The following is a 25,962-nucleotide window of genomic DNA, read 5'->3' as shown; positions in this document are numbered from 1 at the left end:
AATCATGTCATGCAGAAACTCACTCGTTCGATCCTCGCCGCGCTGGTGTGCGCCTCCTGCAGTACGGCGGCGCTGGCCAAAGACGTGACCGTGATGATCTCCGGCGGCTTCAAAGCCGCGCTGGAAAAACTGGCTCCGGAATATGAAGCCCAAAGCGGCGACAAAATCATTCTGGTGTCCGGCCCCTCGATGGGTAAAACGCCGCAGGCGATCCCCGCGCGGCTGGCGCGTGGAGAGCAAGCCGATGTGGTAATCATGGTGGGCGACGCGCTGGCCCAACTGGACAAAGGCGGCTGGATCCAGCCGGGTTCGCGCGTGGAGCTGGCCGACTCGCCGATCGGCATGGTGGTGAAACAGGGCGCGCCCAAACCGGCGATAAAAACGGATGCCGAGCTGCGCAATGTCTTGCTGCAAGCTGACTCTTTCGCCTATTCCGACAGCGCCAGCGGCCGCTACGTCAGCGGCCAACTGTTCAAAAAGCTCGGCATCGAGGAACAGGTGAAAGGAAAGGCGCATAAGGTTGAGCGCATCCCGGTGGCCTCTGAAGTGGCGCAAGGGAAATACGCGCTGGGCTTCCAGCAGGTCAGCGAATTGCTGCCCGTGGCGGGCGTCACCTTTATCGGCGAGCTGCCGGAAAACGTGCAGTACATCACCCGCTTCGCCGGCGCGGTGACCGCTAAGGCGGAGCACCGCCGCGAAGGCAAAGCGCTGCTGAACTTCCTCGCCTCCTCTCAGGCGCAGCCGACCATTCGCGCGACCGGCATGCGAACCGTGCCGGCACAGCAGCCAGTCAGGCAGAGTGATACTGTTCAGTAATCAGCTTTTCCAGCTCGGCGGCGACGAAAGACTGCATGCGGCCGCGGCGCCGGATCAGACCGACGGTGCGTTTCACCACCGGATCAACCAGCGGCACCGACGTCAACACCGAATGTTCTGAAGCGGGCATCGACATGGCGGGCACGGCGGCAATGCCGATGCCCGCCTCAACCATGCCCAGCATGGTTGTCACATGGCGAGTTTCACACACGCTGGGGCGTTCCGGCACGAGGTGTTCCAGGCGCTGATCGAGCAGATTGCGATTGCCGGAGGTTTTATCCAGCGAGACGTAATCCTGCTGATAAAATTCCCGCCAGGTGAGGCTCTTTTTACCGGCGAGCGGATGGTCACGTCGGCAGGCGGCCACGTAGACGTCCCCCACCAGCGGCACAAATTCAAGATTAGGCTGCAGCCGCCCGGCAAAGCAGATGCCGAAATCGGCCTGGCCGCCGGTGACCGCCTCAATCACATTGCCTGCGCTGCCGTCGATCAGCTTGACGCGCACGCGCGGATAGCGCAGCCGGAAACGGCGTATCACGTCGGGCATGAAATAGTAGGCCGCCGAGGGCACCGTGGCGACGGTAACCAGCCCCACCCGCTCTTGACTGACCTTATCGATATCGGCCATCACCGCTTCGACGTTCATCAGCAACTGCTCAGAACGTTCGGCAAAGGCCTGCCCGTACAGCGTCAAGGTCACGCGCCGGGTGGTGCGATCGAACAGTTTGATGCCCAGCGCGTTTTCCAGTTTCTCAATCCTGCGGCTCAATGCCGACTGCGACAGGCAGATAGACTCTGCGGCCAGCCGAAAATTGCCGTACTCCACCAGCGCGCGAAACGCATAGAGATCGTTGAGATCAAAATTTACGGGCATAACGGCCAACTCTCCTTGCTGAAATGGCATAAAACGCAAACCAACGATGATAACCGCTTATATCGCCACGGCAACCGGCTTGCTGGTTGAGCCACCAAAGCCCCTATCGCCCCAGCAGCACCATTCCCCAAATAATGATAGTCATCACCACGGCCACCAGCTGCGCTGCGCCGCCCAAATCTTTGGCGCGTTTGGATAACGGATGTAATTCCAGCGAAATGCGATCGACCACGGTTTCAATCGCCGTATTAAGCAGCTCAACCACCAATAGCAGAAAACTGCAGGTGATTAATAACAGCCTTTCTATATTTGTAATATCTAAACCAAATGTAACAACCAGTAAGATAGCATTAATAACCAATAATTGGCGGAACGCATCTTCGGTAAGCACGGCATCAATAAACCCGGCCCAGGAATTCCTAATGCTGTAGGTTAATCGGCTTATTCCTTTTTTCTTTTCCACAGGCATACAATCAGCTCTCGTCAAAACTGCGACAGTCACTCGCAAATAAATCACGCAGCGTGAATTTATCTTGAGTTTATTAATTAAAAACCTTAACCGTTCTCTTTCCGGAGACGATGCATTCGCTCACTCGCCGTCACCCTGCTCCTGAAACGGCACCGCCCGAAAATGCCCTGGCGCGGTTATTATTCTGGGAGCGTAAAAAGAGGACGCGATATCAGCCGCTTAAAGCGTTTTCTCGTACAAGCGATAGCGCTTGTACGGCACCGCGCCGATGCGTTCTAAAATCGTCCGCATGCCGGTATTGGTTTCCAGGATCCACGACATTTCCAGCGCGTCGATATTGCGCTTGGCGAAAGGCTCGCGCAGCGCTTCAATCAGCAGCAGCGCAATAATGGGTCCGATGCGGCTGAATTGATATTCCTGGCGTACGCCCATCAACGGCACGCGCGCGGTGCGCACGCCGCTGACTTTCAGGCGCCACAATAGCTTCGCCCAGCCGAATGGCAATAAGCGCCCCTGCAGATCGGCAATCGCTTCGTTAATGTTCGGCAGACCGACGATAAAGGCGCAGGGCGCGCCATCCACCTCGGCGATATGGATCATATCGTCGGGCACCAGGAACTTCAGCTGATCCCCCATGGTGGCGAACTCGTGCTCGGTGAACGGGACAAACCCCCAGTTATGTTGCCATCCGGAGTTGAACACCTCGCGCAGCACCTGCATCTCCTCGCGAAAGCGCTTGCGATTGAGACGGCGGACGGTCACCTTTTTACGCACCTGATCCATCATCCGGGTTAATGACGGCGAAAAATGCAGGTCGGTTCTTTTCATCCAATAGGCCAGCAAATCAATCCCCTCGCTGTAGCCCTGCTGCGCTATCTGGGCCGCGTAGTAGGGTTTCGCGTGCGTCATCAGGGCGGAAGGCGGGGTATCGAACCCTTCGACCAACAGGCCGCTTTCCTGATTGATATTGAGGCTGAATGGCCCGGTGATTTTACGCGCGCCTTTCGACCTCAGCCACTCCTCCGCTACCGTGAATAAGGTGCTGAACACGGCGGGATCGTCAACGGCGTCAATCATGCCGAAGTGGCCGGTATCCTCGCCATGCAGCTCCCGGTGCAGAGAATCGATTTGCGCCGTGATGCGCCCAACGACTTTGCCCTGTTTTTTGGCCACCCATGCCTGCCATTCAATATGGTCGGTTCCGGGATTTTTCTTTGACAGGTGCTCTTCGCGCTCTACATGCAGCGGCTCAATCCAGTTCGGATCATCGCGAAACAGTTGCGAGGGGAAAGCAATAAATTCTTTAAGTTCGCGTTTATCCAGAACTTTCTCAATACGGATCATAAATAGCCTTACGTTTTAATAAAATAATTAAATAAGCACGCGACAACGCCTTTAGCATTTTTTATGCGGTTCCCTTTTATTGAATTGTGTAATGCCTCCGGCTCAATGATAAGAAAAACCGAATATTTCCCCCGGCGAATCAGCAACGTGTTGCCTGACATTCACCCTGTGATGTCCATAATTGATAAAAAAAGGAAACAGAAAGCGGCGCAGCCAGGCTACGCTAATAGTGCTCTTTTATTATTTCGTGCTGTTATGGTAAAAGAAACTCGCCGCTTTTAGTGTACCGACTTTAATCAGGAGGTGCGCCGCCATTTTTACCACTTAATGCTATTTTTAAGATTAGCCTTAAATGAATCGTTCACTTTTGAATTTCTTGCGGCATACTGTTTAGGAAGTGTTTAAGTTCCAAGATAGCCATGCATGAGGTCATAACCTATGAGCCGACAGTTATTTCCTGCCCGACAGATGCAGACTAAAGAACGGCGAAGTCCGGATATTACAATAGTCTCTCATATCTCGCCAGGGTGCCGCTCAAGGCTGATGACTCGGGCTACTTACGTTCTGCCCGGTTAATAACCGGCATGCCGCTCGAGCACGGCAATATACGCTGTTCGCGGAATGAAGATGGTTGAATAACAAACTTATTCAAAACCTATTCATAGTAAAACATCAATTACCTCGCCAAGAGTGATTTCTCTCTTTTGGTGATTTTTAATCTATGGCTAAGTTTGTCTATGTCTGAAACAAGTTCCGTTCATTCTCTTCCCATGCGCTATGCGGACTTCCCCACGTTAGTGGACGCGTTGGATTACGCGGCGCTCGGTAATACGGGAATGAATTTTTACGACCGTCGCAATCAACTCGTGACCGTTCTCGACTATCGCACGCTGCAGCAAAAAGCGATCGCGGGCGCGCGGCGTTTATTGTCCCTGAAGCTCAAGAAAGGCGATCGCGTGGCGCTTATCGCCGAAACCAGCCCGGGCTTCGTCGAAGCCTTTTTCGCTTGCCAATATGCCGGCCTGGTGGCGGTGCCGTTGGCGATCCCGATGGGCGTTGGCCAGCGCGACTCCTACACCGCCAAACTGAAAGGGCTGATCGCCAGCTGCAACCCCGCGGCGATCGTCAGCAGCGAAGAGTGGACGCCGCTCATCGCGTCGGCCACGGAAAACACGTCGGCGATGCACATCCTCAGCGACGCGGACTTTAACGCCTTGCCAGAGCCGGAGATCGCGTTGCCGGCGCCTTCGCCCGACGATATCGCCTATCTCCAATACACCTCGGGCAGCACCCGTTTTCCGCGCGGCGTGATCATTACCCAGCGGGCGGCCATGGCGAACCTGAACGCGATCAGTCGCGACGGGATCAAGTTGCGCGCCGGCGACCGCTGCGTTTCGTGGCTGCCCTTCTATCACGATATGGGCCTGGTCGGTTTCCTGCTTACGCCGGTGGCGACCCAGCTGTCCGTCGACTACCTGCGCACGCAAGATTTCGCCATGCGCCCGATGCAGTGGCTGAAACTGATCGCCAAGAATCGCGGCACGGTGTCCGTCGCCCCGCCGTTCGGCTACGATCTGTGTCTGCGCCGCAGCAACGCCAAAGAGCTGGCCGATCTGGATCTTTCCAGCTGGCGGGTTGCGGGCGTGGGCGCCGAGCCGATCCCGGCCGAGCTGCTCGCCCAGTTTGGCGAACACTTCAGCAGCATCAACTTCGACAGCAAAGCCTTCATGCCGTGCTACGGCTTGGCCGAGAACACCCTGGCGGTGAGTTTTTCCGACCCCAGCTCCGGCCCGCAAACCAACGCGGTCGACCGCGATATTTTGGAGTACGAGGGTAAAGCGGTCGCGCCGGGCAAGAAGACCCGCGCCGTCTCGACCTTCGTCAACTGCGGCCGTGCGCTGCCCGGCCATCGCATCGAGATCCGCAGCGAAACCGGGCAACCGCTGCCGGAGCGCCAGGTCGGCCATATCACGATATCCGGCCCCAGCCTGATGAACGGCTATTTCTGCGACGATGAATCCCAGCAGCAGATCCAGGTGACCGGCTGGATGGACACCGGCGATCTCGGCTATCTGCTGGACGGCTATCTGTACGTCACCGGCCGCAAGAAGGATTTGATCATCATTCGCGGCCGCAATATCTGGCCGCAGGATATTGAGTACGTCGCGGAATCCGAACCGGAAATCCGTTCCGGCGATGCGATTGCCTTCGTGACCGAAGAACACGACGAAGCGGCCAGGATCATTTTGCAGATCCAGTGCCGAGTCAGTTCGGAAGAGCGCCGTGAACAAATCGTGCATTCGCTGAGCGCGCGCATTCAAAGCGAGTTCGGCATCGCGGTGGACATCGAGCTGCTGCCGCCGCACAGCATTCCCCGCACGTCGTCGGGCAAACCCGCGCGCGCGGAGGCCAAGAAACGCTGGCTGAGCGCTTCGCTCTACCCGCAAATGCCGCAGCTGGCCGGTTTCGCGCAATGAGCGGCACCGTGGCAGTGACGGGCGCGACCGGCTTTATCGGCCGGCATATCGTCCAGGAACTGCTGGCGCAAGGGTTTAGCGTGCGCGCCCTGACGCGGCAAGCCGGAAAAGCCGCCGTAGACAACCTGCAGTGGATCCCCGGCGCGCTGGAAGATCGGCCCTCGCTCACCGAACTGGTGCGCGGCGCGGAGTGCGTCGTGCATTGTGCGGGCCAGGTGCGCGGGCATGCGGAAGCGGTATTCACCCGCTGCAACGTCACCGGCAGCCTGAATTTGATGCAGGCGGCCAAACAGAACGGCCGCTGCAATCGCTTCTTGTTCATGTCGTCGCTGGCGGCCCGCCATCCGGCGCTGTCCTGGTACGCCCATTCAAAACAGGCCGCCGAGCAGCAACTCATCGCCGCCACGGGCGATATCGCGCTGGGGATTTTCCGCCCGACGGCGGTTTACGGGCCCGGCGATAAAGAGCTGAAACCGCTGTTCAACGGCCTGCTGCGCGGCGTGCTGCCCCGGCTGGGCGCGCCTGACGCCAGGCTCTCTTTTCTGCACGTGAGCGATTTGGCAAAGGCGGTCAGTCAATGGGTGCAGACCGAACCCGCGCAGCCGAATATTTACGAACTGTGCGACGGCGTGGCCGAAGGCTATAACTGGCTGCGCCTGCGGGACATCGGCGCCGCCGTGCGTCACGGGCCGGTGCGTCTGGTGGGCATTCCGCTGCCGCTGCTGAAAGCCCTGGCGGATATCAGCGTGTTGTGGAACCGCCTGGTAAAACAAGAGCCGATGCTGACGCGCAGCAAAATACGCGAATTAACGCATCGCGACTGGTCCGCCAATAATCAGGCGCTGTCGCAACAGATTAATTGGTTTCCACAGGTGAGTTTGGAACGCGCGCTGCGTGAAGGGCTGTTTTAATTATTCCAAGTAGAGGTGTGTCAACGTTCTTATGCTAAATCGCGATGCTGTAATGGATTATATCCTGACGTGTTTGCAAGGTATCGTCGAAGGCGGAGTGGAAATCAAACCTGATAGCGATCTCGTCAATGATCTTGGCCTGGAATCCATCAGAGTCTTGGATCTGCTGATGATGCTGGAAGATGAATTAGATATCTCCATTCCTATCAATATATTGCTTGATGTCAGAACGCCTGAGCAACTGCTTGACGCGCTGCGCCCTTATCTGGAGAAAAACCATGGGACTGTATGATAAGTTTGCGCGACTCGCCAATGACCGTGAACAATTTCAAACGTCCGGTCTGAATCCGTTCGGCACCTGTATCGACGAAGTGTATTCCGCCACCCAGGGGCGCATCGGCGCTCAAAAGATTGTCCTCGCCGGCACCAATAATTACCTTGGCCTGACGTTCGATGCGCAGGCGATCGCCGCCGGCCAGGCGGCTCTGGCCGCGCTCGGCACCGGCACCACCGGCTCGCGCATGGCGAACGGCAGTTACGGATCGCACCTGACGCTGGAACGGGAGCTGGCGGAATTCTTCGATCGCCCAAGCGCCATCGTGTTCTCCACCGGCTATACCGCCAACCTGGGCGTTATCAGCACGCTGGCGGGACCGGGCGCCGTGGTGCTGATCGACGCGGACAGCCACGCGAGCATTTACGACGCCTGCGCCCTCGGCGGCGCGGAAATTATTCGCTTCCGCCACAATGACGCCGCCGATCTGGAGCGCCGCATGGTGCGCCTGGGCGAACGCGCCCGCGAAGCGATCATTATCGTGGAAGGCATCTACAGCATGCTGGGCGACGTCGCCCCGCTGGTGGAAATCGTCGACATCAAGCGGCGATTGGGCGGGTATCTGCTGGTGGACGAAGCGCACTCCTTCGGCGTAATGGGCGAGCGCGGCCGCGGCCTGGCCGAAGCGCTGGGCGTCGAGCAAGATGTGGATATCATCCTGGGCACCTTCAGCAAAAGCCTGGCTTCGATCGGCGGTTTCGCCGTCGGCGGCAAGGGGATGGACGTGCTGCGCTACAGCAGCCGGCCGTATATTTTTACCGCTTCGCCGTCGCCGTCCAGCATCGCTTCGGTGCGCACGGCGCTGCAAAAAATCGCCCGCCATCCCGAGCTGCGGGAAAAACTGTGGAGCAATGCGCACCGTCTGTACCACGGCCTCGCCGAGCTGGGCTATACCCTGGGGCCGCGCATCAGCCCGGTGGTGCCGGTCATGATCGGTTCAAAGGAAGAAGGGTTGCGTTTCTGGCGCGAGCTGATCGCCCACGGCGTCTATGTGAACCTGGTGCTGCCACCGGCCGCGCCGGCGGGCGTGACCCTGCTGCGCTGCAGCGTCAATGCCGCGCACAGTGATGAAGAAATCGACGCCATCGTGCGCGCCTTTGCGGCGCTGAAAAAATAAAGCCTTTCCCTCTCGGCCGCGGCGGCGGTGCCGAAAATGGCCTCGCCGCCCTGCCGAACCGATGCGCGCCTCAGTGCGCAGCCGTTGATACCCCATCAGCCGAATAGCGATACCCCTGCGCCGCCATAAATTCCGCGATGGCTTTTTCCGCCGCCGAAAGCACCTCCTCGATCGGCCGATCGGCATCGAGATCCACGATGTCGGCGCCTTCGAACGTCAATAAAGGCGTGACGGCGATCTTCTTCTCCAGCGCCGCTTTGCGGTGATCGGGTTTGCGCGCACAGGCCACGTCCAGACTGACATTCAGCTTGAGCACCAGATCCGGTTTTTGCCCCGCCATCCATTGAAACGCCGCCCGTTCACGCGCCGCCAGCCAACGGACGAAACGGCTGCCTTCAACGTCGACGGGAAAAACCGTGCCATCGTAAGCGCCAGGGATCTGCGCCTGCGGAAAACGGTCGGTCAACACGATGAACCCTTGCCGGCGATACGCCAGCATGCGGCGAAAACGCAGCAGCCGCCGCCCCACGAAAGCGATGATCACCGCCGACGGCAACAGGCCAATCCGGGATTTTTTCGTTTTGACTTTTTTGGTATTGCTCTCGATAGCCTTGCCCACCGAGCGCCCGAGCAGCGGCAATTTCGCCGCCGCGCGCCCGACGTTGCCTGCCTGTTTGCCCAGATGCACCTGCACCGCCGGGCCATAATGTTTCACATACTCGATCAGATGTTCACAAACGGTGGACTTACCCGATCCGTCGCTGCCGATAACCGCAATCAGCGGCGGAAATTTTGCACTCATAATAAGACTCTCTTTCAATACACCAGAAACGGCGTGCCATATTTGAAGCGAACGTTCGCTTATCATTGCCGCGGCGGCTGCGTGAAAAAAAATTTGCCATACGCAGCGCCAAAAAGCACAAAATATTAAGCGAAAATTGAAAACCTCTGCTCTTTTTTCGCCGCGAGCCATGCCGAAAATTAACATAAAAAGCGAAACCGGCCCACGCACGAACAATTAGCACAAAATAACAAGAACAAACGCCATAAATATCAATTCAAATAACGAAGAAGAATGCCGATCTCATTATTTTATCGCAGCAAAGCACAATAAATATCTTGAACCCAAGGCGTATTGGAATACAATAGTTTTTTTCGCATTGGATCAATTATTGTGAGTCAGCAGATAAGACCTTCATCTGATCGCTCGCCCGTGCGCGTAATAGCGATAACCGGCTGTGACGGCTCGGGAAAATCCACATTAGCCGCCAGCCTGGTCAACGCGTTATCGGCACAAGAACCTGCCGAACTGCTGTATCTCGGCCAGTCTTCCGGGCGCATCGGCGAATGGATCAGTTCGCTGCCGATTATTGGCGCGCCCTTCGGGCGTTATTTGCTGAAGAAATCGGAACGCGTGCATGAGCGCCCTTCCACACCGCCGGATAATGCCACGGCGCTGGTGATATTTTTACTCTCCTATTGGCGCGTTTATAAATTCCGTCGCATGCTGAAGAAAAGCCGCAGCGGCGCATTACTGATCACCGATCGTTATCCGCAGGCCGAAGTGGCGGGGTTTCGTTTCGATGGCCCGCAGTTGGCGAAAACCGCCGGCGGCAATCGCTGGATCCGCTGGTTGAGAAAGCGCGAACAAAACCTGTACCAATGGATGGCGTCTTATCAGCCCTTATTATTAATTCGGCTGGATATTGACGAACAAACGGCCTATTCACGCAAACCCGATCACTCGCTGGCGGCGTTGCGTGAAAAGATCGCCGTCATCCCGCACCTGACGTTTAACGGCGCTAACATATTGGATTTAGACGGCCGCGAACCCGCCGACCGTATTTTCGACGCATCGCTGCGCGCCGTTAAAATATCGCTGAGGGCCGCCAATGCCTAGCCGACAAATAACCTTTTCGTACCGAAACAGATGAATAAAAATAAACTCACCGCCGAACAGGATACCTCTCCCGTCTGCATCACCGGGCTGATTGCCGTGGTGGGCAGCGACGGCACGGGCAAGTCCACGCTGACCGCCGACCTGGTGAAAAACCTGCAGCAACATCGCCCCACGGAGCGGCGCTATTTGGGGCTGATCTCCGGCGAAGACGGCGACAAAATCAAAAAGTTGCCGTTCATCGGCGTGTGGCTGGAACGGCGCCTGGCGGCGAAATCCGACAAAACCCAGCGCATGAGCAACAGGCCGCCGGCGCTGTGGGCGGCGCTGATCATGTACGGTTTTTCGCTGTGGCGCGCATCCAACCTGCGCAAGGTGCGGCAGCTGGCGCAGAGCGGCGTTCTGGTGATAAGCGATCGCTACCCGCAGGCGGAAATCTCAGGTTTTTACTACGATGGGCCCGGCATCGGCGTGGAACGCGCAAAAGGGTGGCTATTGAGCCGCCTGGCGGCGCGCGAACGCCGTTTATATCAACGCATGGCCGTCTATCGGCCAGCGCTGATCATTCGCCTTGATATCGACGTCGATACGGCCTTTTCCCGCAAGCCCGATCACAGTTACGAAGAGCTGAAAGACAAGATCGCCGCCATGGTGCGCCTGCAATACAACGGCGCGCGCATCATCGAGCTGGACGCCAGAGCCCCTTACGACGAGGTGCTGAGCAATGCGCTCAACGCCATTTCCGCCGTGGTGAACCCCGCGAAGCGCCCGCAGAGCGATCTCGGGCAACCCGGCGAGAACGCCGGTAAAGAAACTCAGGTTTATTAAACGAATACAGGGCAAGCGCATGACTGCGGAACACAAAATGCAGCAAAACAACGATAACGGCTGGTTTGGGCTATGAAACGGTGGTTTTCCGACGGCGCGTTTCGTTCCATTTTACGTAATGCCGCCTACCTGGGCTCCGGCAGCGTCGCCAGCGCGCTGCTCGGCCTGCTGGCGCTCTCCTGCGCCGGTAAAGGCATGTCGCCTGAAATGTTCGGCGTGCTGGTGGTGATCCAGGCCTATACCAAAGCGGTCAGCGATTTCATCAAATTCCAGACCTGGCAGTTTGTGGTGCAATTCGGCACTCCGGCGCTGGAGCATCAAAATACCGGGCGCTTCCGCGACGTCGTCGCCTTCTCCTTCGGCCTGGATATCGCCAGCGGCGTCATCGCCGTGCTGGGCGGCATGATCATGCTGCCGTTCTTGTCTCACGCCCTGGGGCTGGACAGCGAAAGCTTCTGGCTCGCCATGCTGTACTGCACCCTGATCCCATCGATGACCTCGTCCACGCCGACCGGCGTGCTGCGCGCCTTCAACCGCTTCGATCTCATCGCCATCCAGCAGGCGATCAAGCCGTTCCTGCAGGCGGTGGGCAGCGTCATCTCCTATTATTTCGATCTGGGGTTCCCCGGCTTTATCGTCACCTGGTACGCCTCGAACCTGATCGGCGGCACGCTGTTTTGGTGGTTCACTGCGCGCGAACTGCGCCGCCGCGATATCCACGGCGCGCTGAGGCCGCGTCTGTTCAACGTCGCGCGCCGCATCGAGGGTGCCTGGAACTTCGTCTGGACCACCAACATCGCCCATACCATCTGGGCCGCGCGCAACTCCTGCACCACCGTGCTGGTGGGCGTGGTGCTCGGGCCGGCCGCCGCCGGGCTGTTCAAGATCGCCATGACCTTCTTCGATGCGACGGGCACCCCGGCCAAGCTGCTGGAGAAAAGCTTCTATCCCGAGATCATGCGCCTGGATCCGCGCACCAAGACCCCGTGGCTGCTCGGCCTGCGCTCCTCGCTGCTGGCCGGCGGCATCGGCCTGGCCGTCGCGGTGTTGATGTTGCTGGTGGGCAAGCCGCTTATTTCCGCGGTCTTCGGGCAGCAATACCTGGAAGCCTATGACCTGATTCAAATCATGCTGGGCGCGATCATCGTCTCCATGATGGGCTTCCCGCAGGAATCCTTATTGTTTATGGCGGGCAAGCAGCGCGCTTTCCTGATCGCGCAGGCGACGGCCTCGGCGGCCTACATTGCGCTGCTGGTGTCGATGGCGTATGCCTTCGGCGTGCAGGGCGCCGCCTTCGCTTATTTACTTGGGCAATGTTTAGACGTTCTGTTATCCCTGATACCGACGATCGGCGCCTACCGCAATCGCTTTATGTTGGGGCTGAATGTGCCCAAAGAGAGTAATCAATGACCGCTAGCAATAATTGGAAAAAGTTCTCCGCCGAAACCACCCAGGCGCTGTTTGTCGCGGTGGAAGAGGACGACCTGGTTGAGGCGAATATCAGCCTGCCGCAGCAGATCGATCTGGAATGCTCCCCCGAAAGCATTCGGGACAACTACGCGCTGTGCCTGCAGTTTTGGGAAGACGGCTTTTCCCGTCGCGAGCTGCTGCAATTGGTGAACGGTTTCCTGCAAGACCCGCAGTTGGCGGCGGCGACCCGCATGCGCTACAAATATATCCGCGCCCGCTATAAGCACCTGCGCTTCGCCCAGCAGCTGTACGGCGCCCCCCACCGCGCCAACCGCCTGTTCCACACCACCACCGTGGTGCTCGGCCATTTTCAGGACGCGTTTCGCAACGGCAACCAGAAGAACCTGACGCTGTACGGCAACCTGCTGCGGCTGCTGCTCAGCAAGCCGGTGTGGTCTTACGTGCGCTATGCGCTGCGCCACACCCGGCTGGAAAGCGCACAGGGCTTTATCACCTACCGTCAGGAGCAAATGCGCCAGCTGCAAACGCTGATCGCCGGCCCGGCGCTGACCGGGCATCAGTTCCATGACGTGCGCAAAATCGTCAGCCGCCAGGTCTCGTTCTACGACACGCTGAGATCGATCGATCCCGACAACCGCGAGGCCCGGCAGATCTCGCGCTTCCTGGCGGCGATTAACGGCCTGATGGGTGACCGGCATGACGTGATGGTGGCGGACAAGCTGGCCGGCGGCGATATCTATGATCGGCCGGCGATCCTGGATATCGACATCCGCCAGCGCCTGGAGCTGCTGCTGGCGCGCTTTCCCCTGTCGTTTTCCCAGCCGGCCATCGCGGCGGGCAGATAAGCGCATTGCCCGTAGCCATGATGACGTTACCTCGCTTGCTGGCCCTCGCCCTGCTGCTGACGCCGCTGGCGGCATCCGCGCATAACTTCGTGCATGGCCGGCCGGTGGCGCCGATCGCCATCGCCGATCGCGGCGAGCTGCTGCTGCGCAACGGCGATTTCAGCTACCGGCCGTGGAACAGCGCAAAACTGGCGGGCAAGGTGCGGGTGATCCAGTACATCGCCGGGCGCACCTCCGCCAAAAAGAAGAACTCGTTGCTGATCAACGCCGTTAAGGACGCGAACCTGCCGGGCGATCGCTTCCAGCCGACCACCATCGTCAACACCGACGATGCGATTCCGGGCTCCGGCTTCTTCGTGCGCGGCAAGATCGAGAAAAACAAGCGGCATTATCCCTGGGCGCAATTCATCGTCGACAGCGACGGGCTGGGGCGCATGGCCTGGCGGCTGCCGGAGGAAAGCTCCACCATCGTAGTGCTGGACAAGGCCGGGCGCGTGCAGTGGGCGAAGGACGGCACACTCACCCCGCAGGAAGTTGACCAGGTGATCGCCCTGCTGCGCGCGCTGATCGCGCAGGAGACGCCATGAAGCGCACGCCGCCGGGAACTGATAACGCATGTCTTTGATTGAACGCTATATCACGGTTGAGATCCGCCGCCTGGTGATGATGATCGCCGGGTTTCTGATCTTCATGTTCGCCAGCTACTCCGCCCAGCGCTACCTGACCGACGCCGCCAACGGCACGCTGGCGCTGCGGGTGGTGGCCGACGTGGTTTTCTATAAATCGCTGATCGCGCTGGAGATGATATTGCCCGTCGCGCTGTATGTCTCGGTGGCGGTCGCGCTGAGCCAGATGTACAGCGACGCGGAGATCACCGCCATGCTGGCCGCCGGCGCCAGCCCGCTGCGGCTGTACAAGGCGGTGCTGCTGCTCGCCGTGCCGCTGGCGATCGCGGTCACGCTGCTGTCGCTGTATGGCAGGCCCTGGGCGTACGCCAATATTTATCAGCTGCAGCAACAGTCGCAATCGGTGCTGGACGTGAGCCACCTGCAGGCCGACAAATTCAACGTCAGCGGCAACGGCCGCATGATCCTCGCCAATCACGTCGACAAAACGGCCAACCACCTGACGGACACCCTGATTTATGTGCGCGGCGGCCATCACACCAACCTGTACCGCGCGCAGTCGGTGGAAGTGCTCGACGCCTCTCCCGCCAGCCCCGCCGTGCGGCTGAAAACCGGCACCGCCTATGTGCTGGATCGCCAGGGCGCCGACGACAACGGCCAGAATTACGACAACTTTGACATCGCGCTCAAACCGTTCGTGCCCAGCGCCGAGAGCCGGCACAAGTCGGCCTCGCCGGCGGAACTGGCGCGCTCCGCCGATCCGGGCGACGCCGCCGAACTGCAATGGCGCGAGAGCCGTGGGCTGACCACCGTGCTGATGGTGCTGCTGGCGATCCCCTTTAGCCGCATCAAGCCGCGGCAGGGGCGCTACGCCGCGCTGCTGCCCCTGACGGTGCTGTTTACCGTGATTTTCTATGGCGGCAACATTTGCCGCACGCTAGTGGCCAACGGCTCTCTGCCGACGATCCCCGGCGTTTGGCTGGTGCCGCTGGCGATGGCTGTCGGCATCGCCCTGCTGCTGGCGCGCGACTTATCCCTGCTGCGGAAACCCTCCCGATGACTATTTTTAGCCGTTACCTGATCCGCAACGTGTTCATCGGCTTCGCCGCCGCGGCCGGGCTGCTCATCCCGCTGTTCACCACCTTTACGCTGATCAACGAGCTGGAGGACGTCACTCCGGGCGGCTACCGCTGGCAGCAGGCGCTGCTGGTGACCGTGATGACGCTGCCGCGCAGCCTGGTCGATCTGGGGCCGTTTATTGCGCTGCTCGGCGGCATCGTCGGGCTGGGGCAGCTGTCTAAAAGCCTGGAGCTGACGGCGATCCGTTCCGCCGGGATGTCGATATTCCGCATCGCGCTGGTGATGCTCGCCGCCGGGCTGCTGATGAACCTCTCGCTCGGCGCCCTCGATGAATGGGCCGCCTCGCCGCTGCAACAACGCGCGCTGCAGATGAAAAACAACGCGCTGGCGCAGTCGAACAGTAACGACGTCACCGTGAACCCGCTGTGGGCGCGGCGCGGCAACGAGTTTGTGACGGTCAAAACCGTCGATGAGAACGACCAGCCCCACGGCATAGAGATCTTCCGTTATCAGGCCAACCGCGCGCTGGAATCTTACATTTACGCCGACAGCGCCAGCACCGCCGCCGACGGCAACTGGCTGCTGCATAACGTGATGCAGAAAAGCTGGCAAGGCAGAAAGGAGACGATTGCGCGGCAAGACAGCCTGCTCTGGCGCTCGCTGTTCGCGGTGCCGAGCCTGAAAGAGCTGACCCTGCCGGCGGGCAGTTTCTCGCTCCAACAGCTGGATCGCTATATCGATTACCTGCAGGGCTCGGGGCAGCCCAGCACCGAATACCGCCTGGCGCTGTGGAAAAAACTCGGCCAGCCCCTGCTGGTGCTGGCGATGATTTTGCTGGCCATCCCGTTTACCTTCACCGCCCCGCGCGCCCCCGGCATGGGCAGCCGATTAGCGCTCGGCGTCATCATCGGGCTGCTGACCTACATCGCTTACCAGATCGTCCTCAACCTGGGGTTGTTGTTCACCCTCAACGCGCCCTTCACCGCCCTCGCCCCGCCGCTGCTGATTTTGGCGCTGGCGTTGGCGCTGGTTTATCGGTTTGATCGGCGGGGTTAAAAACCCGCAGCAGCCTTTGGAAAACAAGAACTTTCCGGTTAACCTTTGGCCGGCTTTACAAATTGGCTTGAGCCGTTATTATCCCTTATCTGGTGTCCTATGCGCCGTTAGCTACCGCTGACTGCCGTTCGATAACATGCCCCCTCAGGGCGCCATCGAGTGCAAGGAGTGCGAGCGCCCGCCTGAACAGGCCAAGACGCAGCAAGCAAAGGAAGAGACACACTATGTTTTCCCGTTTGAAACTGCTGTATATCGCCGATGATATTATTTCACCTGATGAATTCCCCCGTATAGTCAGCCCTTCCAGCGCCTGTCACAGCCTTTCATACATGCCGGACAATGACATTCTGTCGCTTTTTTCTGGTTTTCGCGGTGGCGGACGGATCCGCCGTGAAGTCGGCGTTACGCAAAACGGAATAAGCTCTAACCTGCGCGCAAGAGTGCAGAGCGACCTGATGAGCGGCGTTGTCGTAGCGGTCGAAACCCGGCCCGGCGTGTTGGCGACGATGGGGCCATTTTACGCCGACATCGACGGCTACCTGATACCGCAGGGAAGACAAGAGCCCAACTACCCGGTGGACAAGATAGTGAAGCGGTACGAAGAGGCCGTGAAGTCTTACGGTGGCCGCCGGGCGCGCCCATCCGTCTTCCCCGCACAAGTCACGCGGGCCAAACCGGCCCTTGGCCCGGATATCCCGGCGCAAGGTAGAAGAGCCTCACAGTCGGTCGTGTCTGGCCCCTTGACCAAAGCGCAACGCTGGCAGGAGCGAAAATACCTCATTGGCCGCGGGCAACGGAGTATCTACCCGGACGCCCGAATCGCCTCGGAACGCCTGGCGGCAAACAATGTCGCCGTCGAGAAGGCAAAGCTGGCGGAGAATATCTACAAGACCACGAATCCGCTAAAGGATACACCCGGCGTTCCCGAGGGCTGGAAAGATATCAGTAACGATAATGCGGCCCTGAGTAAAATTGGGCTAAACAGAAATATGCTCTTCGACAGAGATGAATCGCCGGATTTTTTGGCAAGGGTATATCAACCTGACAACAGTATTTTTGGTAAAGAGATGAATCCGACGGTCGTGTTCAGAGGATCAAGAGCGCCAGAGTTCCCGGAGGGAATCGGCAGCGCCGCCAAAAAGGCCCTTAAGGGCGATTTGTCAGGAATTAAAAATGTGAATGACTGGATAAATAATGGCGCGCAGGGGATGGGGGCAAACTCCGAGTATTATAAAAAGGCCATCAATATTGGCGAAAGCATATCAAAAAACCCCGGCATTGATATTACTGGTCATTCATTAGGTGGCGGAATGGCCTCCGCAGCATCAATGACCAGTGGAAAACCCGCATGGACGTTTAATGCAGCCGGGCTCAACAGCGGAACAATTAGAAAATACGGAGGGGAGGCTCTTGGTTCAGCCAAGAACATACAGGCCTATCGAGTGGAAGGAGAACTGTTAACCACGTTACAGGAGGTTAATAACGAAAGTGATTATGAGCTTATAAAAAATGCCCTGCCCGATGCTTTGCAAAAACCCTGGGGCACAGCATTGCCTTTCACCTTGAAAGAGTGGTCATCACTGGCGATACCTGATGCCGCCGGCATACCACACACTCTTGCCGGTGGGACAGGAACCTTGCTCGATAAACACGGTATAGACCAGACAATAAAGTTGATTGAAGACCAGAAAGACGATGATATCGCCACTATCAGGGGGAGAATATGAGCAAGTTGATAATGGCCATGGCGTTACTGTTTACTGTTCTCATGATGCAAGGATGCAAAAAAAATATGGAATATGAGCCGCAGGATTTTTTTGAAGGCCGTCAACTGGAAGTCGCACAGCTGATTTATGATGGCGATGAAGTGAAACTGAAAGAAAAGCTTCCTTCAATAAGCAAGCAAGAACTGAATCGACCAGTGAAAGCAGACATGACCCTGCTGTTTTGGTCGGTGCTAAACGCGATCTATGATAAAAATACGCCGGAAAGGCTGAAAATAATAACCGACCTGGTAAAAAGTGGCGCAGACCCGCTGCAACCCAGACCAGAGGGCGGGAGCAGCCCAGCGGAATTCGTCATGAAAGCCGACAAGGGGATTTGGGTCAAAGCCATGCTCGACGGCGGTTTACCGCCAAACTCAAAAGACAAGGTATTCAATGAACCCATTGTATTCCAAACAATCAAAGCCAAAAACCCTGAAACGTTAAAGGTGATGCTGGATTATGGCGCAGACATAAATACAAGAGACTCATTGGGAAACACCTTGTTAATAAGCTCATTGGATTCTCATTCGTTTGATCATACGATTCTTTTGTTAGAGAGAGGTGCGGATAGTAAAATCAAAGGGAAGTTTGGTTGGACTATGGGCAATCAGCTTCAGCGCTTTATAGATAGAGGCGTAGGAGATGCCGAGGATAAAGAGAAAATTGACAAGATAAAAGAGTTATTAATTAAAAAGGGTGGTGACTGGCCTCCACTACCTGTAGAGAATTGAGACTCCCCTAAGGTCGACGTCGAAGACATGTAATATACCGTTCAGGGGCTGAATGGCAACCGCCATCCAGCCCCTGCTTGCCCAGCCGACGTTAACGCAATGCCTTCGCTATCGCACTAAACATCAGCGATGCCTCCAGCGGTTGCGCGCTGAAAGAAGGCTCCGCCTGCGGCCAGGTAGACCACTGGACGATCACCAGATTCTCCGCCTGATTGACCATAATCATCTGGCCGAAGATCCCCAGCGCCCACAGGGAATGCTTCAGGGATGCCTGCGGGGCAGGTTCTACGTTGGCCGCATTGGCCGGCACTTCGTTGTTCCACCATTGGAATCCGTAAATGCCGTTAGGGTGCGCCGCCGACACCGAGCCTGCCGCCCGAGTCCAGTTGGACGACTGGGCTACCCAATCAGCCGGCAAGATCTGTTTGCCGTTCGGCAACCTCCCGTTATGCAGAATGAATTCGCCGAAGCGCCCCCAGTCTTCCAGCGTGGCGTTGAAGCCGTGCGCGCCTACGTCGTGCTGACCTTTGGCGTAGGCATGCCACACGCCGTCGCTCGCCATGCCGTAGGGCTGCCAGATGCTTTGCTGCAGATAGGCCGCCAGCGGCATGCCGGTGGCGCGCTCTAGCACGTCGCCCAGCAGCCACGCGCCGCCGGAGGAGTAAGACCAGTTCTGCCCGGCCGGATGTGCACGGTGCAAGCCGGCCACCAGCTTGCGCACGCAGGCGTAGGTTCCGGGCCTGGCTTCACACTCGGTCAGCTGCGCAAAGTCCGATTTCGGGTTGGTGTAATCCTCATTCCACGCCACGCCGGAGGTGTGGGTGATCAGCTGCCCGAGGGTCACGCCGTCCCACGCGGTGCCTTTCAGATCGGGTTCGTATTGCGTGATGAGATCGTCGAGCGAGCGGATCTTGCCCTGTTTAATCGCCACGCCCACCAGCGTGGCGACCACCGATTTTCCCACCGAGCGCGACGTCCACAAAGTGGCGTCGGTATTGCCCTCCCCCAGATATTTCCAGGCGATTTTGCCGTCTTTCAGCACCAGCATGCCGCTGACGTTCTGGCGCTGTAGGTAATCCTGCAGGCTATAGGTTTTGCCATTCACCCGATACCTGGCGTCCGTTAACGGTTTAGCGGCAGCCACCAGCGGTATGGCATTGCCGTGATGAAACACATCCCCCGCATAGTTGCGGTAGTCATTACGAAAACCGATCACCCGGTCGCTCTGGCTCCAGGTGAGCATCTTGTGCGTGTCCGGCAATTGCGCATCGAAAGGCGCGGGACAGGCGCTGAGTTCGGTGCCCGCACAGGCGGCCAGCGCGGCGGGCGCCAACAGGCCGCTGCAGAGACTGATGACAACGCCTGCCAGCAGGCTGCGGTTAAACACTTTGCTTTTCATATTTTTTCTCGCTTAGCTCAGGAAGGCGTTCAGCTTAAAAAAACGCGGCCTATAATAAAAAACGCCTGATGGGGGAAAATCCCCCGCAAAATCGACGGGAGAACCGCGTGCCAAGCCTGATTTATTCCTTTGCCCAACTGGAAGCCTTCACCGCCGTGGCCGAGCACGGCAGCCTGGCGAAAGCCGCGCTCAAACTGGGCAAAGACCGCACGACGCTGCGCGATTTGATTGATTTTCTCGAGGATGGCTTGGGCTATGCGCTGTTCCTGCGCGAGGGGCGCAGCCTGCACCTGACGCCGGAGGGCGAACAGCTGCAACGCCAGGCGCACCTGCTGATGCGCCAGGTGAAAGCGTTTGAGGCGTTCGCCAAAGACGTGCCGAAGAGCGCGGCGCAGGAAATCTCACTGGTCTACGATCCCTTTACGCCCCGCGCGCTACTGCAGGCGCTGATTGCCGCCATGGCCCAACGCAACACGCGCCTGAGCCTAATTAATGCCTCGCGCGACGAAGCGGAAAGCCTGCTGGCAAACGGCCATGCCGATCTGGGCATCTGCCAGGCGCGCAACCGCAGCGTGGGCGACGCCATGGAGTGGCGCGCCTTAGGGGCGATAGAGATGGATTTTTACGCGTCTAAAGCGCTTTTCCCCGGCGCGGAACAGCCGCTTTCGCTGCTGGAGCTCTCGCTCACGCCGCAGGTAATCATGCACCCGGATTCTGACGAACCCGTGGCGCGCCGCCTGCAAATTTCCGGGCACACTATCTTTACCAACGAACTGGAAATGCTGCGTGCCCTGCTCGAACAAGGCTGCGGCTGGGGATTCTTGCCGACGCATATGCATGCCGAACAGTGGAAAAACGTCAACACGCTGCGCACCCAAGTAGGCAGCCAGGGGATCAGCCAAACCATGGTGACTATCTGGAAGCCGGGCAATGACCGTCGGGCGCTGATTGATGAGACGCTGGCGCTGTTGCCGGGGTTGTGGCGGGGGGTTGGGGAGTGAAAAGTCGTTGCTAGATTAGCGGTGTTGTTATCGGTAGTCGATCGTGGGGATAATCACCTGCGCTGTTGGTCCGAACGTTCCTAAATAGGAAATGCTTTTTTCCCCCAATGAGCCATCACCGCCTTCACCCTAGCGCTACTGGCCTGATTTATTGCTTTTAGCGGAGGGGTTAGAAGGGCAGTTTTGAGCGACGAGCGGACGTTTCTCAAACTAGACTGGCCCCCTGAATCTCCAGACACTTCGACCCACCTTAAATTAATGACTAGTCTTAAAACTAGTCATTAGACTAGTCGGGAGATAAGCATGATCGAAGAGTTGCTGGGACCAGAGCGCCGCAGGCGCCGTTCTCCACAGGAAAAAATTGCCATCGTTCAAGAGACGCTTCAGCCAGGTATGACCGTTTCCCATGTCGCACGGCTTCATGGTGTGAATGCAAACCAAATCTTCGCCTGGCGAAAGCAGTATCAGGAAGGTAGTCTCACCGCAATTATGGCTGGCGAAGATGTTGTTCCCGCCTCGGAACTGGCGGCGGCGGTGAAACAAATCAAAGAGCTACAGCGTCTGCTAGGTAAAAAGACCATGAAGAACGAACTGCTGAAGGAAGCCGTCGAGTATGGTCGCCAAAAAAAGTGGATAGCGCACGCGCCCTTATTGCCCGGGGATGGCGACTGAGCTTCGTCAGTCGTTGTCTCCAGGTCTCGCGTGCGCACTTGCATGTTCTGAAGCATCGTCCTGGGGACTGGCAGGATGGGCGAAAAAAGCGCCAGACCGATGATGCCGACGTGCTTGAGCGGATCCATGGCGTTATCGGTGAAGTGCCAACCTATGGTTACCGCCGCGTCTGGGCATTATTGCGCCGCGAATCTGAGACGCTGGCAGTGGCGGTCGTCAACGCCAAACGGGTGTACCGGATCATGTGCCAGCATGCGTTGTTGCTGGGACGAAAACCCAGAATGCAGCCGGTAGGTCGGGCGCATACCGGAAAAGTGGCCGTCAGTGAAAGTAACCGACGGTGGTGTTCTGACGGGTTCGAGTTCCGCTGTGATAACGGTGAAAAACTCCGTGTCACCTTCGCTCTGGACTGCTGTGACCGCGAGGCGTTGCACTGGGCCGCTGGAACCGGTGGCTTCGACAGTGATACCGTTCAGGATGTTATGCTGGGCTCGGTGGAGCGTCGCTTCGGACACCGTCTTCCGCCAGCCCCCATCGAGTGGCTGACAGACAACGGCTCGGCCTACAGAGCACATGATACCCGGCGGTTCGCCCGGTTGCTGGGGCTGGAGCCGAAAAGAACTGCGGTACGTAGTCCGGAGAGTAATGGCATGGCAGAAAGCTTCGTGAAGACGATGAAACGCGACTACATCAGCGTTATGCCACGTCCGGATGCCCGAACGGCAGTGCAGAATCTGGCGATGGCGTTCGAACATTACAACGAATGACATCCGCACAGTGCGTTAGGCTACCGTTCGCCGCGGGAATATCTGCGACGCCGGCAGGCCTAAATAAGAGAGTCGATGAGTCTGGAGTTATAGGGGCAAATCCACAAACTGGTAACCTATGTGATCAAACAGTATACAAATACCTTAGTAGAATTAAATATCACTTAATGCCATACACCATACTCCAAGAGTTGTGGAAAGTGAAATAAGCACTGGCCAACGAACCTGACCTGATTCGGAATTAGTGGTTAGCATCAGGGACGTAAACCCCACCTTTCACTACTCCCTTGAGTCAGGCTTAGATATTGTAAACATAAGTGCTTGAGGGTAAGCACTCCTGTGTTACTCGCTGTCACTCGGCCCTTAAGATATCTTGAGTATGTTCTTGCGCTTAGTCAATCAGTCGAATCGTTAAGTTGCTTACCAGCTTCTGCTTAATTATCACGCCTTGAGTTTTTCCAAATCCGACTCGGATACACTCAAGGCGTTACCGAAGTGCGACGTGCAAGTCCTTCTTTAGATTTAGCCGGAACATAATTCGGGTGTGTCGTTCCTGATGCTCTCGGCCGAGCGTTCCATTCTCCGGTGAGAGCTGATCGGCAACTTCCAGTAAAATCTTACTAGCCTTAACTTGGTCAAATGTCCCATTAATATTACTTGCCTTTTGCTGAATGCGTAGATGCACACGTTGGCGCATAGAATCCAACTTCCAAACGATTTCCTGTGATAAGGCCACTTTTCTCTGCATAAATAATGGGATACCTCTAAATAACCCGAGATGTCAAGTTGATAAATTAGTATATTCTTTATAATTACAGTTTTCATGTTGCATATCATAACCAAAAATTAAATTTAAATCCCAACAAGCTAAAGCAATATATTTTACCATATTATATATAATAACAATTTATCGACCGTGCTTCCACATTAAAGCCCATGACTCCTGCTTGTCTGTTACCTTATTTTAAGACTCTCCCTTGTGTTGGATTTTCCTCCTATTCTCAGCTATAAGAAACATTGCAGCATTTTGATCCCAAGAAATTTTAGATAAGAATATTTCTTTTGAAAATGAGCTTTCCAATTTCCCTAAAAAAGAATCAAGCCACCAATAATACTCCCAACCTTTGGTTGTTAGTAACGACTTAACATTAAAATCCACAGTAACGACCAAGCCTACTGAATAGGTTGACAATGAATGAAAGTCCTTACCTAAATAGAGTTCCTCAAATCTTCTTGGTAGATTATCACTCAAGCCTTCGAACAAAGGCCGATAATTTATTTTGAATCTTTTGGTAATCACACTTATGCTGGAGTCACTCTCTCTTATGACCGAACTGTTTTTGGGAAGAACCATTTCAAAATGGTCAAAAATTGCGCCCCCTTTCCCATACGCATATACAACCTTACCTATAGATGGTGAGGGACCATGGTCAATAAATTGCTCACGCTCATCCATAGGCCTAGAGAAAGTATCAATAAATCTATTTCCCATAAGAACACCAGGGATACTCTTCCTATCTAGCTTAACTAAATAATCCTCAGAAACAGATTTATTGCCATTAAAATGACCACTTAAATGAAGTGCGAGCATTTTTAAAACATAGTATTCTATTGCTTCAACAAACAGTTTATTTGCTTTGTTTTTTTTCATGGTTACCACACCACCTTGAATATCATAACCATAGCCAATTGAATTTTCAGTCCATAATTTATGGATAGCCTTATTTTCTGCACACAAACCTTTTAGATAACGACTAACCTCCTCTGCAAAATCGTAACCTTCAATTGGCACTAATCCTTTGTTTTCATCATCTAAGCACACCACCCCATCAAAATTATACTTTCCGTTATTCATAGGATAGGCGTTTCTCAGAAAGATTGCAGCGCCTAAAATCATAAGTAGAGAGCCAACTGTAATCATTTTCAAAAATGATAATTCAAAATAATTAATAATTCCTGAGGAAAGTATATTTACGCCCAAAGCAATTAATACTGCAACAACGAACACTTCAAGTATATTTGTTTTAAAGGCTAATAAATCTGCTATTTTTTTCTTCATAGTTCACCCAAATTAAATTACAACCTAATTAGCCACCTACAACTTAACTGAAATTAGCATATTCCAGTACAATTCGATTCCTAACACTACATCTTTTATGTTGCTTTTACAACGAGTTAAACATTGAACAATGGAGTTATATGGACTAACTTCGTCCCGGTAGATGCGCTCTAGCTCTATAGGCTTTGTCTGCTCTTGGCACAAAACAGTCATTCTTACTAACTTCAACAATGAGACACACCTTACCAACCTCTCCTCAAAAAAATACAGCCACATAAAATGATTTAATTCGTAATTAATAAATAAATGAAATTATTAATTTCGTTTTCATTTCGTTATTTTCCCGTTCCCACTCCAAAGCCTCCAACCATCCCCCCAACTCCCCCCTAGCACCGCCCCCGCCCTTTCCCTACAATAAGGGATCTGTTGAGGCATAACGCAAGGAAAGACGGTGTCGAAAGCCAATCCCAATGCCACTATCGTGGATATCGCCCGCCGCGCCAGGGTGACCAATATCACCGTTTCCCGCGCCTTCAATAAGCCCGAGCTGGTCAAGCCGGAAACCCGCGAGCGCATTCACGCCATCGCCAAAGAGCTGAACTATGTGCCCAACGCCTTTGCGCAGGGGCTGAAAAGCAGCAGCAGCCAGATTATCGGCATCGTCACCAGCAGCATGTACAACCCGTTCTATTCCGGCCTGATCAAGACCGTGTCGCGCATTGCGCGTCAGCAGGGCTACCAGATCATGCTGTTCGACACCGACGGCAGCGAAGAGGCGGAAATGCGCGCCATTCAGGCGCTGTTCGGCTACAAGGCGCGCGGCATCCTGCTGTCGGCGGTGCGCGACGACAAGCGCTACCGCCCCGCCTATCTCGAGCTGGCCGAGGTGTATGGCGTGCCGCTGATCCTTATCGACCGCGATCTCTACGATCAGCAGCTGAGCGGCGTGTTCCTCGATAACCGCGAGATCGGCGTGCTGGCCGGGCGCTATCTGGCGGAGCAGCCGGAGCAGAAGCTGCTGATTATCGGCGGCCCGGCGGATTCGGAAATTACGCTAACGCGCACCGCCGGCATCGTCGCGGCCTTGCAGGGCAGCGGCCGTGAGATTCATATCATCAACGGCGACTACGATTTCACCTCGCAAGAGAGCGAAGTGCGCGCCTATCTGGCGCAGCCGGAGAACCGCCCGGATTACATCATCGGCCTGAACGGCATCATCACGCTGGGCGCCATCGCCATCTGCCACGAGATGGGGCTCTATCAGCAGGTGAAGTTCTTCTCGATAGACGAGCCGCCGCGCGCCGGCGCTTACGGCCTGCACATTCCGGGGGTGTATCACGATACGCAGAAACTGGGGGAGATCGCCGCGGAGCTGTTGTTCAGCGCCATTAACAGCCCGCGCGGCGAACTGCCGGTGCGCAGAGAGTTCTTCACCGGCTCGCTGTTGAATCGCTGACGGGCG

The 25,962-nt window shown here is 56.3% G+C and carries 22 protein-coding genes and 1 pseudogene; 17 read left to right on the top strand and 6 right to left on the bottom strand.

Annotated elements, in window-relative coordinates; all coding sequences use genetic code 11:
• The first annotated feature begins 9 nt into the window (after positions 1–9).
• Positions 10–816, top strand: coding sequence for a substrate-binding domain-containing protein (locus CRO23_RS07840; protein WP_048796852.1), 807 nt, complete (start codon positions 10–12; stop codon positions 814–816).
• Here CRO23_RS07840 and CRO23_RS07835 read toward each other — a convergent pair.
• The 3 genes from CRO23_RS07835 to CRO23_RS07825 form a co-directional block, all read right to left on the bottom strand.
• The gene (locus CRO23_RS07835; protein ID WP_097101693.1) at positions 791–1,690 is read right to left on the bottom strand and encodes a LysR family transcriptional regulator; all 900 of its coding nucleotides are present in this window, start codon (positions 1,688–1,690) and stop codon (positions 791–793) included. The two genes, CRO23_RS07840 and CRO23_RS07835, sit on opposite strands and share 26 nt — an antisense overlap.
• Positions 1,691–1,793: 103 nt before the next feature.
• The gene (locus CRO23_RS07830) at positions 1,794–2,159 is read right to left on the bottom strand and encodes a diacylglycerol kinase (RefSeq protein ID WP_004935528.1); all 366 of its coding nucleotides are present in this window, start codon (positions 2,157–2,159) and stop codon (positions 1,794–1,796) included.
• Between the two features lie 219 nt (positions 2,160–2,378).
• Positions 2,379–3,503: a hypothetical protein gene (locus CRO23_RS07825; protein ID WP_016927031.1), complete on the bottom strand. Its 1,125-nt coding sequence runs from the start codon at positions 3,501–3,503 to the stop codon at positions 2,379–2,381.
• Between the two features lie 737 nt (positions 3,504–4,240).
• Here CRO23_RS07825 and CRO23_RS07820 point away from each other — a divergent pair.
• The 4 genes from CRO23_RS07820 to spt are packed head-to-tail and all read left to right on the top strand — an operon-like array spanning position 4,241 to position 8,342.
• On the top strand, positions 4,241–5,980 hold the full coding sequence (locus CRO23_RS07820; RefSeq protein ID WP_089184799.1) for a fatty acyl-AMP ligase: 1,740 nt from the start codon (positions 4,241–4,243) through the stop codon (positions 5,978–5,980).
• Positions 5,977–6,891, top strand: coding sequence for an NAD-dependent epimerase/dehydratase family protein (locus CRO23_RS07815; RefSeq protein WP_016927029.1), 915 nt, complete (start codon positions 5,977–5,979; stop codon positions 6,889–6,891). Before CRO23_RS07820 ends, CRO23_RS07815 begins: the two co-directional genes overlap by 4 nt.
• Positions 6,892–6,922: 31 nt before the next feature.
• Positions 6,923–7,183, top strand: a complete 261-nt coding sequence (locus CRO23_RS07810; protein ID WP_015378483.1) for an acyl carrier protein — start codon at positions 6,923–6,925, stop codon at positions 7,181–7,183.
• The gene (gene spt / locus CRO23_RS07805; protein ID WP_016927027.1) at positions 7,170–8,342 is read left to right on the top strand and encodes a serine palmitoyltransferase; all 1,173 of its coding nucleotides are present in this window, start codon (positions 7,170–7,172) and stop codon (positions 8,340–8,342) included. The genes CRO23_RS07810 and spt overlap by 14 nt, the downstream gene beginning before the upstream one ends.
• A 70-nt stretch (positions 8,343–8,412) precedes the next feature.
• Here spt and CRO23_RS07800 read toward each other — a convergent pair whose 3' ends face one another.
• Positions 8,413–9,144, bottom strand: coding sequence for an ATP-binding protein (locus CRO23_RS07800; RefSeq protein ID WP_015378484.1), 732 nt, complete (start codon positions 9,142–9,144; stop codon positions 8,413–8,415).
• Positions 9,145–9,516: 372 nt separating this feature from the next.
• Here CRO23_RS07800 and CRO23_RS07795 point away from each other — a divergent pair, with 372 nt between their 5' ends.
• The 9 genes from CRO23_RS07795 to CRO23_RS07755 all read left to right on the top strand — a co-directional run bounded on the left by CRO23_RS07795 (position 9,517) and on the right by CRO23_RS07755 (position 18,602).
• A complete protein-coding gene (locus CRO23_RS07795) occupies positions 9,517–10,242 on the top strand; it encodes a lipoprotein (RefSeq protein ID WP_033632594.1) in 726 nt (241 codons plus the stop codon).
• A gap of 30 nt (positions 10,243–10,272) precedes the next feature.
• Positions 10,273–11,067: a hypothetical protein gene (locus tag CRO23_RS07790; RefSeq protein WP_079452231.1), complete on the top strand. Its 795-nt coding sequence runs from the start codon at positions 10,273–10,275 to the stop codon at positions 11,065–11,067.
• A gap of 72 nt (positions 11,068–11,139) precedes the next feature.
• Entirely contained in the window at positions 11,140–12,477 is a 1,338-nt protein-coding gene (locus CRO23_RS07785) for a lipopolysaccharide biosynthesis protein (RefSeq protein WP_004935553.1), read from the top strand.
• Positions 12,474–13,343, top strand: a complete 870-nt coding sequence (locus CRO23_RS07780; protein ID WP_016927024.1) for a hypothetical protein — start codon at positions 12,474–12,476, stop codon at positions 13,341–13,343. The genes CRO23_RS07785 and CRO23_RS07780 overlap by 4 nt, the downstream gene beginning before the upstream one ends.
• Before the next feature lie 20 nt (positions 13,344–13,363).
• Entirely contained in the window at positions 13,364–13,930 is a 567-nt protein-coding gene (locus CRO23_RS07775) for a YtfJ family protein (RefSeq protein WP_097103080.1), read from the top strand.
• Positions 13,931–13,958: 28 nt separating this feature from the next.
• Complete coding sequence (gene lptF, locus CRO23_RS07770; RefSeq protein ID WP_097101691.1) at positions 13,959–15,029, top strand: LPS export ABC transporter permease LptF; 1,071 nt, start codon at positions 13,959–13,961, stop codon at positions 15,027–15,029.
• A complete protein-coding gene (gene lptG / locus CRO23_RS07765) occupies positions 15,026–16,105 on the top strand; it encodes an LPS export ABC transporter permease LptG (protein WP_097101689.1) in 1,080 nt (359 codons plus the stop codon). The genes lptF and lptG overlap by 4 nt, the downstream gene beginning before the upstream one ends.
• Positions 16,106–16,329: 224 nt before the next feature.
• Positions 16,330–17,832 carry a phospholipase gene (locus CRO23_RS07760; RefSeq protein WP_097101687.1) on the top strand — a complete coding sequence of 501 codons (1,503 nt, stop codon included), beginning with the start codon at positions 16,330–16,332 and terminating at the stop codon, positions 17,830–17,832.
• Positions 17,829–18,602 (top strand): ankyrin repeat domain-containing protein, encoded by a 774-nt coding sequence (locus CRO23_RS07755; RefSeq protein ID WP_097101686.1) that lies wholly within the window; start codon positions 17,829–17,831, stop codon positions 18,600–18,602. The genes CRO23_RS07760 and CRO23_RS07755 overlap by 4 nt, the downstream gene beginning before the upstream one ends.
• Positions 18,603–18,693: 91 nt before the next feature.
• Here the strand turns inward: CRO23_RS07755 and CRO23_RS07750 are convergent, their stop codons facing one another.
• Complete coding sequence (locus CRO23_RS07750; RefSeq protein WP_097101684.1) at positions 18,694–20,001, bottom strand: serine hydrolase domain-containing protein; 1,308 nt, start codon at positions 19,999–20,001, stop codon at positions 18,694–18,696.
• A gap of 107 nt (positions 20,002–20,108) precedes the next feature.
• Between CRO23_RS07750 and CRO23_RS07745 the strand changes: the two genes are divergently transcribed.
• Together CRO23_RS07745 and CRO23_RS07740 are read left to right on the top strand one after the other, a co-directional pair.
• Positions 20,109–21,002 (top strand): LysR family transcriptional regulator, encoded by an 894-nt coding sequence (locus tag CRO23_RS07745; protein ID WP_097101682.1) that lies wholly within the window; start codon positions 20,109–20,111, stop codon positions 21,000–21,002.
• Positions 21,003–21,305: 303 nt separating this feature from the next.
• Positions 21,306–22,438: pseudogene (locus CRO23_RS07740) on the top strand (IS3 family transposase); the annotation flags it as partial.
• Positions 22,439–23,405: 967 nt separating this feature from the next.
• Here CRO23_RS07740 and CRO23_RS07730 read toward each other — a convergent pair.
• On the bottom strand, positions 23,406–24,500 hold the full coding sequence (locus CRO23_RS07730) for a hypothetical protein (RefSeq protein WP_097101678.1): 1,095 nt from the start codon (positions 24,498–24,500) through the stop codon (positions 23,406–23,408).
• Between the two features lie 451 nt (positions 24,501–24,951).
• Here CRO23_RS07730 and CRO23_RS07725 point away from each other — a divergent pair, with 451 nt between their 5' ends.
• Positions 24,952–25,956, top strand: a complete 1,005-nt coding sequence (locus tag CRO23_RS07725; RefSeq protein WP_004935582.1) for a LacI family DNA-binding transcriptional regulator — start codon at positions 24,952–24,954, stop codon at positions 25,954–25,956.
• Positions 25,957–25,962: the final 6 nt, after the last annotated feature.

The sequence above is a fragment of the Serratia sp. JKS296 genome (genome assembly GCF_900215445.1).
Classification (GTDB): domain Bacteria; phylum Pseudomonadota; class Gammaproteobacteria; order Enterobacterales; family Enterobacteriaceae; genus Serratia; species Serratia marcescens.
Note: the sequence above shows the minus strand (reverse complement) of the source record. Positions and strands in the feature narration are given on the sequence as shown.

Excerpts from the sequence above, each read along its gene's own strand:
- lptG (WP_097101689.1), top strand. The coding sequence starts at position 15,026 with ATGACTATTTTTAGCCGTTACCTGATCCGCAACGTGTTCATCGGCTTC.
- CRO23_RS07780 (WP_016927024.1), top strand. The coding sequence starts at position 12,474 with ATGACCGCTAGCAATAATTGGAAAAAGTTCTCCGCCGAAACCACCCAG.
- CRO23_RS07835 (WP_097101693.1), bottom strand. The coding sequence starts at position 1,690 with ATGCCCGTAAATTTTGATCTCAACGATCTCTATGCGTTTCGCGCGCTG.
- CRO23_RS07815 (WP_016927029.1), top strand. The coding sequence starts at position 5,977 with ATGAGCGGCACCGTGGCAGTGACGGGCGCGACCGGCTTTATCGGCCGG.
- spt (WP_016927027.1), top strand. The coding sequence starts at position 7,170 with ATGGGACTGTATGATAAGTTTGCGCGACTCGCCAATGACCGTGAACAA.
- CRO23_RS07825 (WP_016927031.1), bottom strand. The coding sequence starts at position 3,503 with ATGATCCGTATTGAGAAAGTTCTGGATAAACGCGAACTTAAAGAATTT.
- CRO23_RS07800 (WP_015378484.1), bottom strand. The coding sequence starts at position 9,144 with ATGAGTGCAAAATTTCCGCCGCTGATTGCGGTTATCGGCAGCGACGGA.
- CRO23_RS07755 (WP_097101686.1), top strand. The coding sequence starts at position 17,829 with ATGAGCAAGTTGATAATGGCCATGGCGTTACTGTTTACTGTTCTCATG.
- CRO23_RS07830 (WP_004935528.1), bottom strand. The coding sequence starts at position 2,159 with ATGCCTGTGGAAAAGAAAAAAGGAATAAGCCGATTAACCTACAGCATT.
- CRO23_RS07760 (WP_097101687.1), top strand. The coding sequence starts at position 16,330 with ATGTTTTCCCGTTTGAAACTGCTGTATATCGCCGATGATATTATTTCA.
- CRO23_RS07750 (WP_097101684.1), bottom strand. The coding sequence starts at position 20,001 with ATGAAAAGCAAAGTGTTTAACCGCAGCCTGCTGGCAGGCGTTGTCATC.
- CRO23_RS07840 (WP_048796852.1), top strand. The coding sequence starts at position 10 with ATGCAGAAACTCACTCGTTCGATCCTCGCCGCGCTGGTGTGCGCCTCC.
- lptF (WP_097101691.1), top strand. The coding sequence starts at position 13,959 with ATGTCTTTGATTGAACGCTATATCACGGTTGAGATCCGCCGCCTGGTG.
- CRO23_RS07810 (WP_015378483.1), top strand. The coding sequence starts at position 6,923 with ATGCTAAATCGCGATGCTGTAATGGATTATATCCTGACGTGTTTGCAA.
- CRO23_RS07785 (WP_004935553.1), top strand. The coding sequence starts at position 11,140 with ATGAAACGGTGGTTTTCCGACGGCGCGTTTCGTTCCATTTTACGTAAT.
- CRO23_RS07790 (WP_079452231.1), top strand. The coding sequence starts at position 10,273 with ATGAATAAAAATAAACTCACCGCCGAACAGGATACCTCTCCCGTCTGC.
- CRO23_RS07775 (WP_097103080.1), top strand. The coding sequence starts at position 13,364 with ATGACGTTACCTCGCTTGCTGGCCCTCGCCCTGCTGCTGACGCCGCTG.
- CRO23_RS07820 (WP_089184799.1), top strand. The coding sequence starts at position 4,241 with ATGTCTGAAACAAGTTCCGTTCATTCTCTTCCCATGCGCTATGCGGAC.
- CRO23_RS07730 (WP_097101678.1), bottom strand. The coding sequence starts at position 24,500 with ATGAAGAAAAAAATAGCAGATTTATTAGCCTTTAAAACAAATATACTT.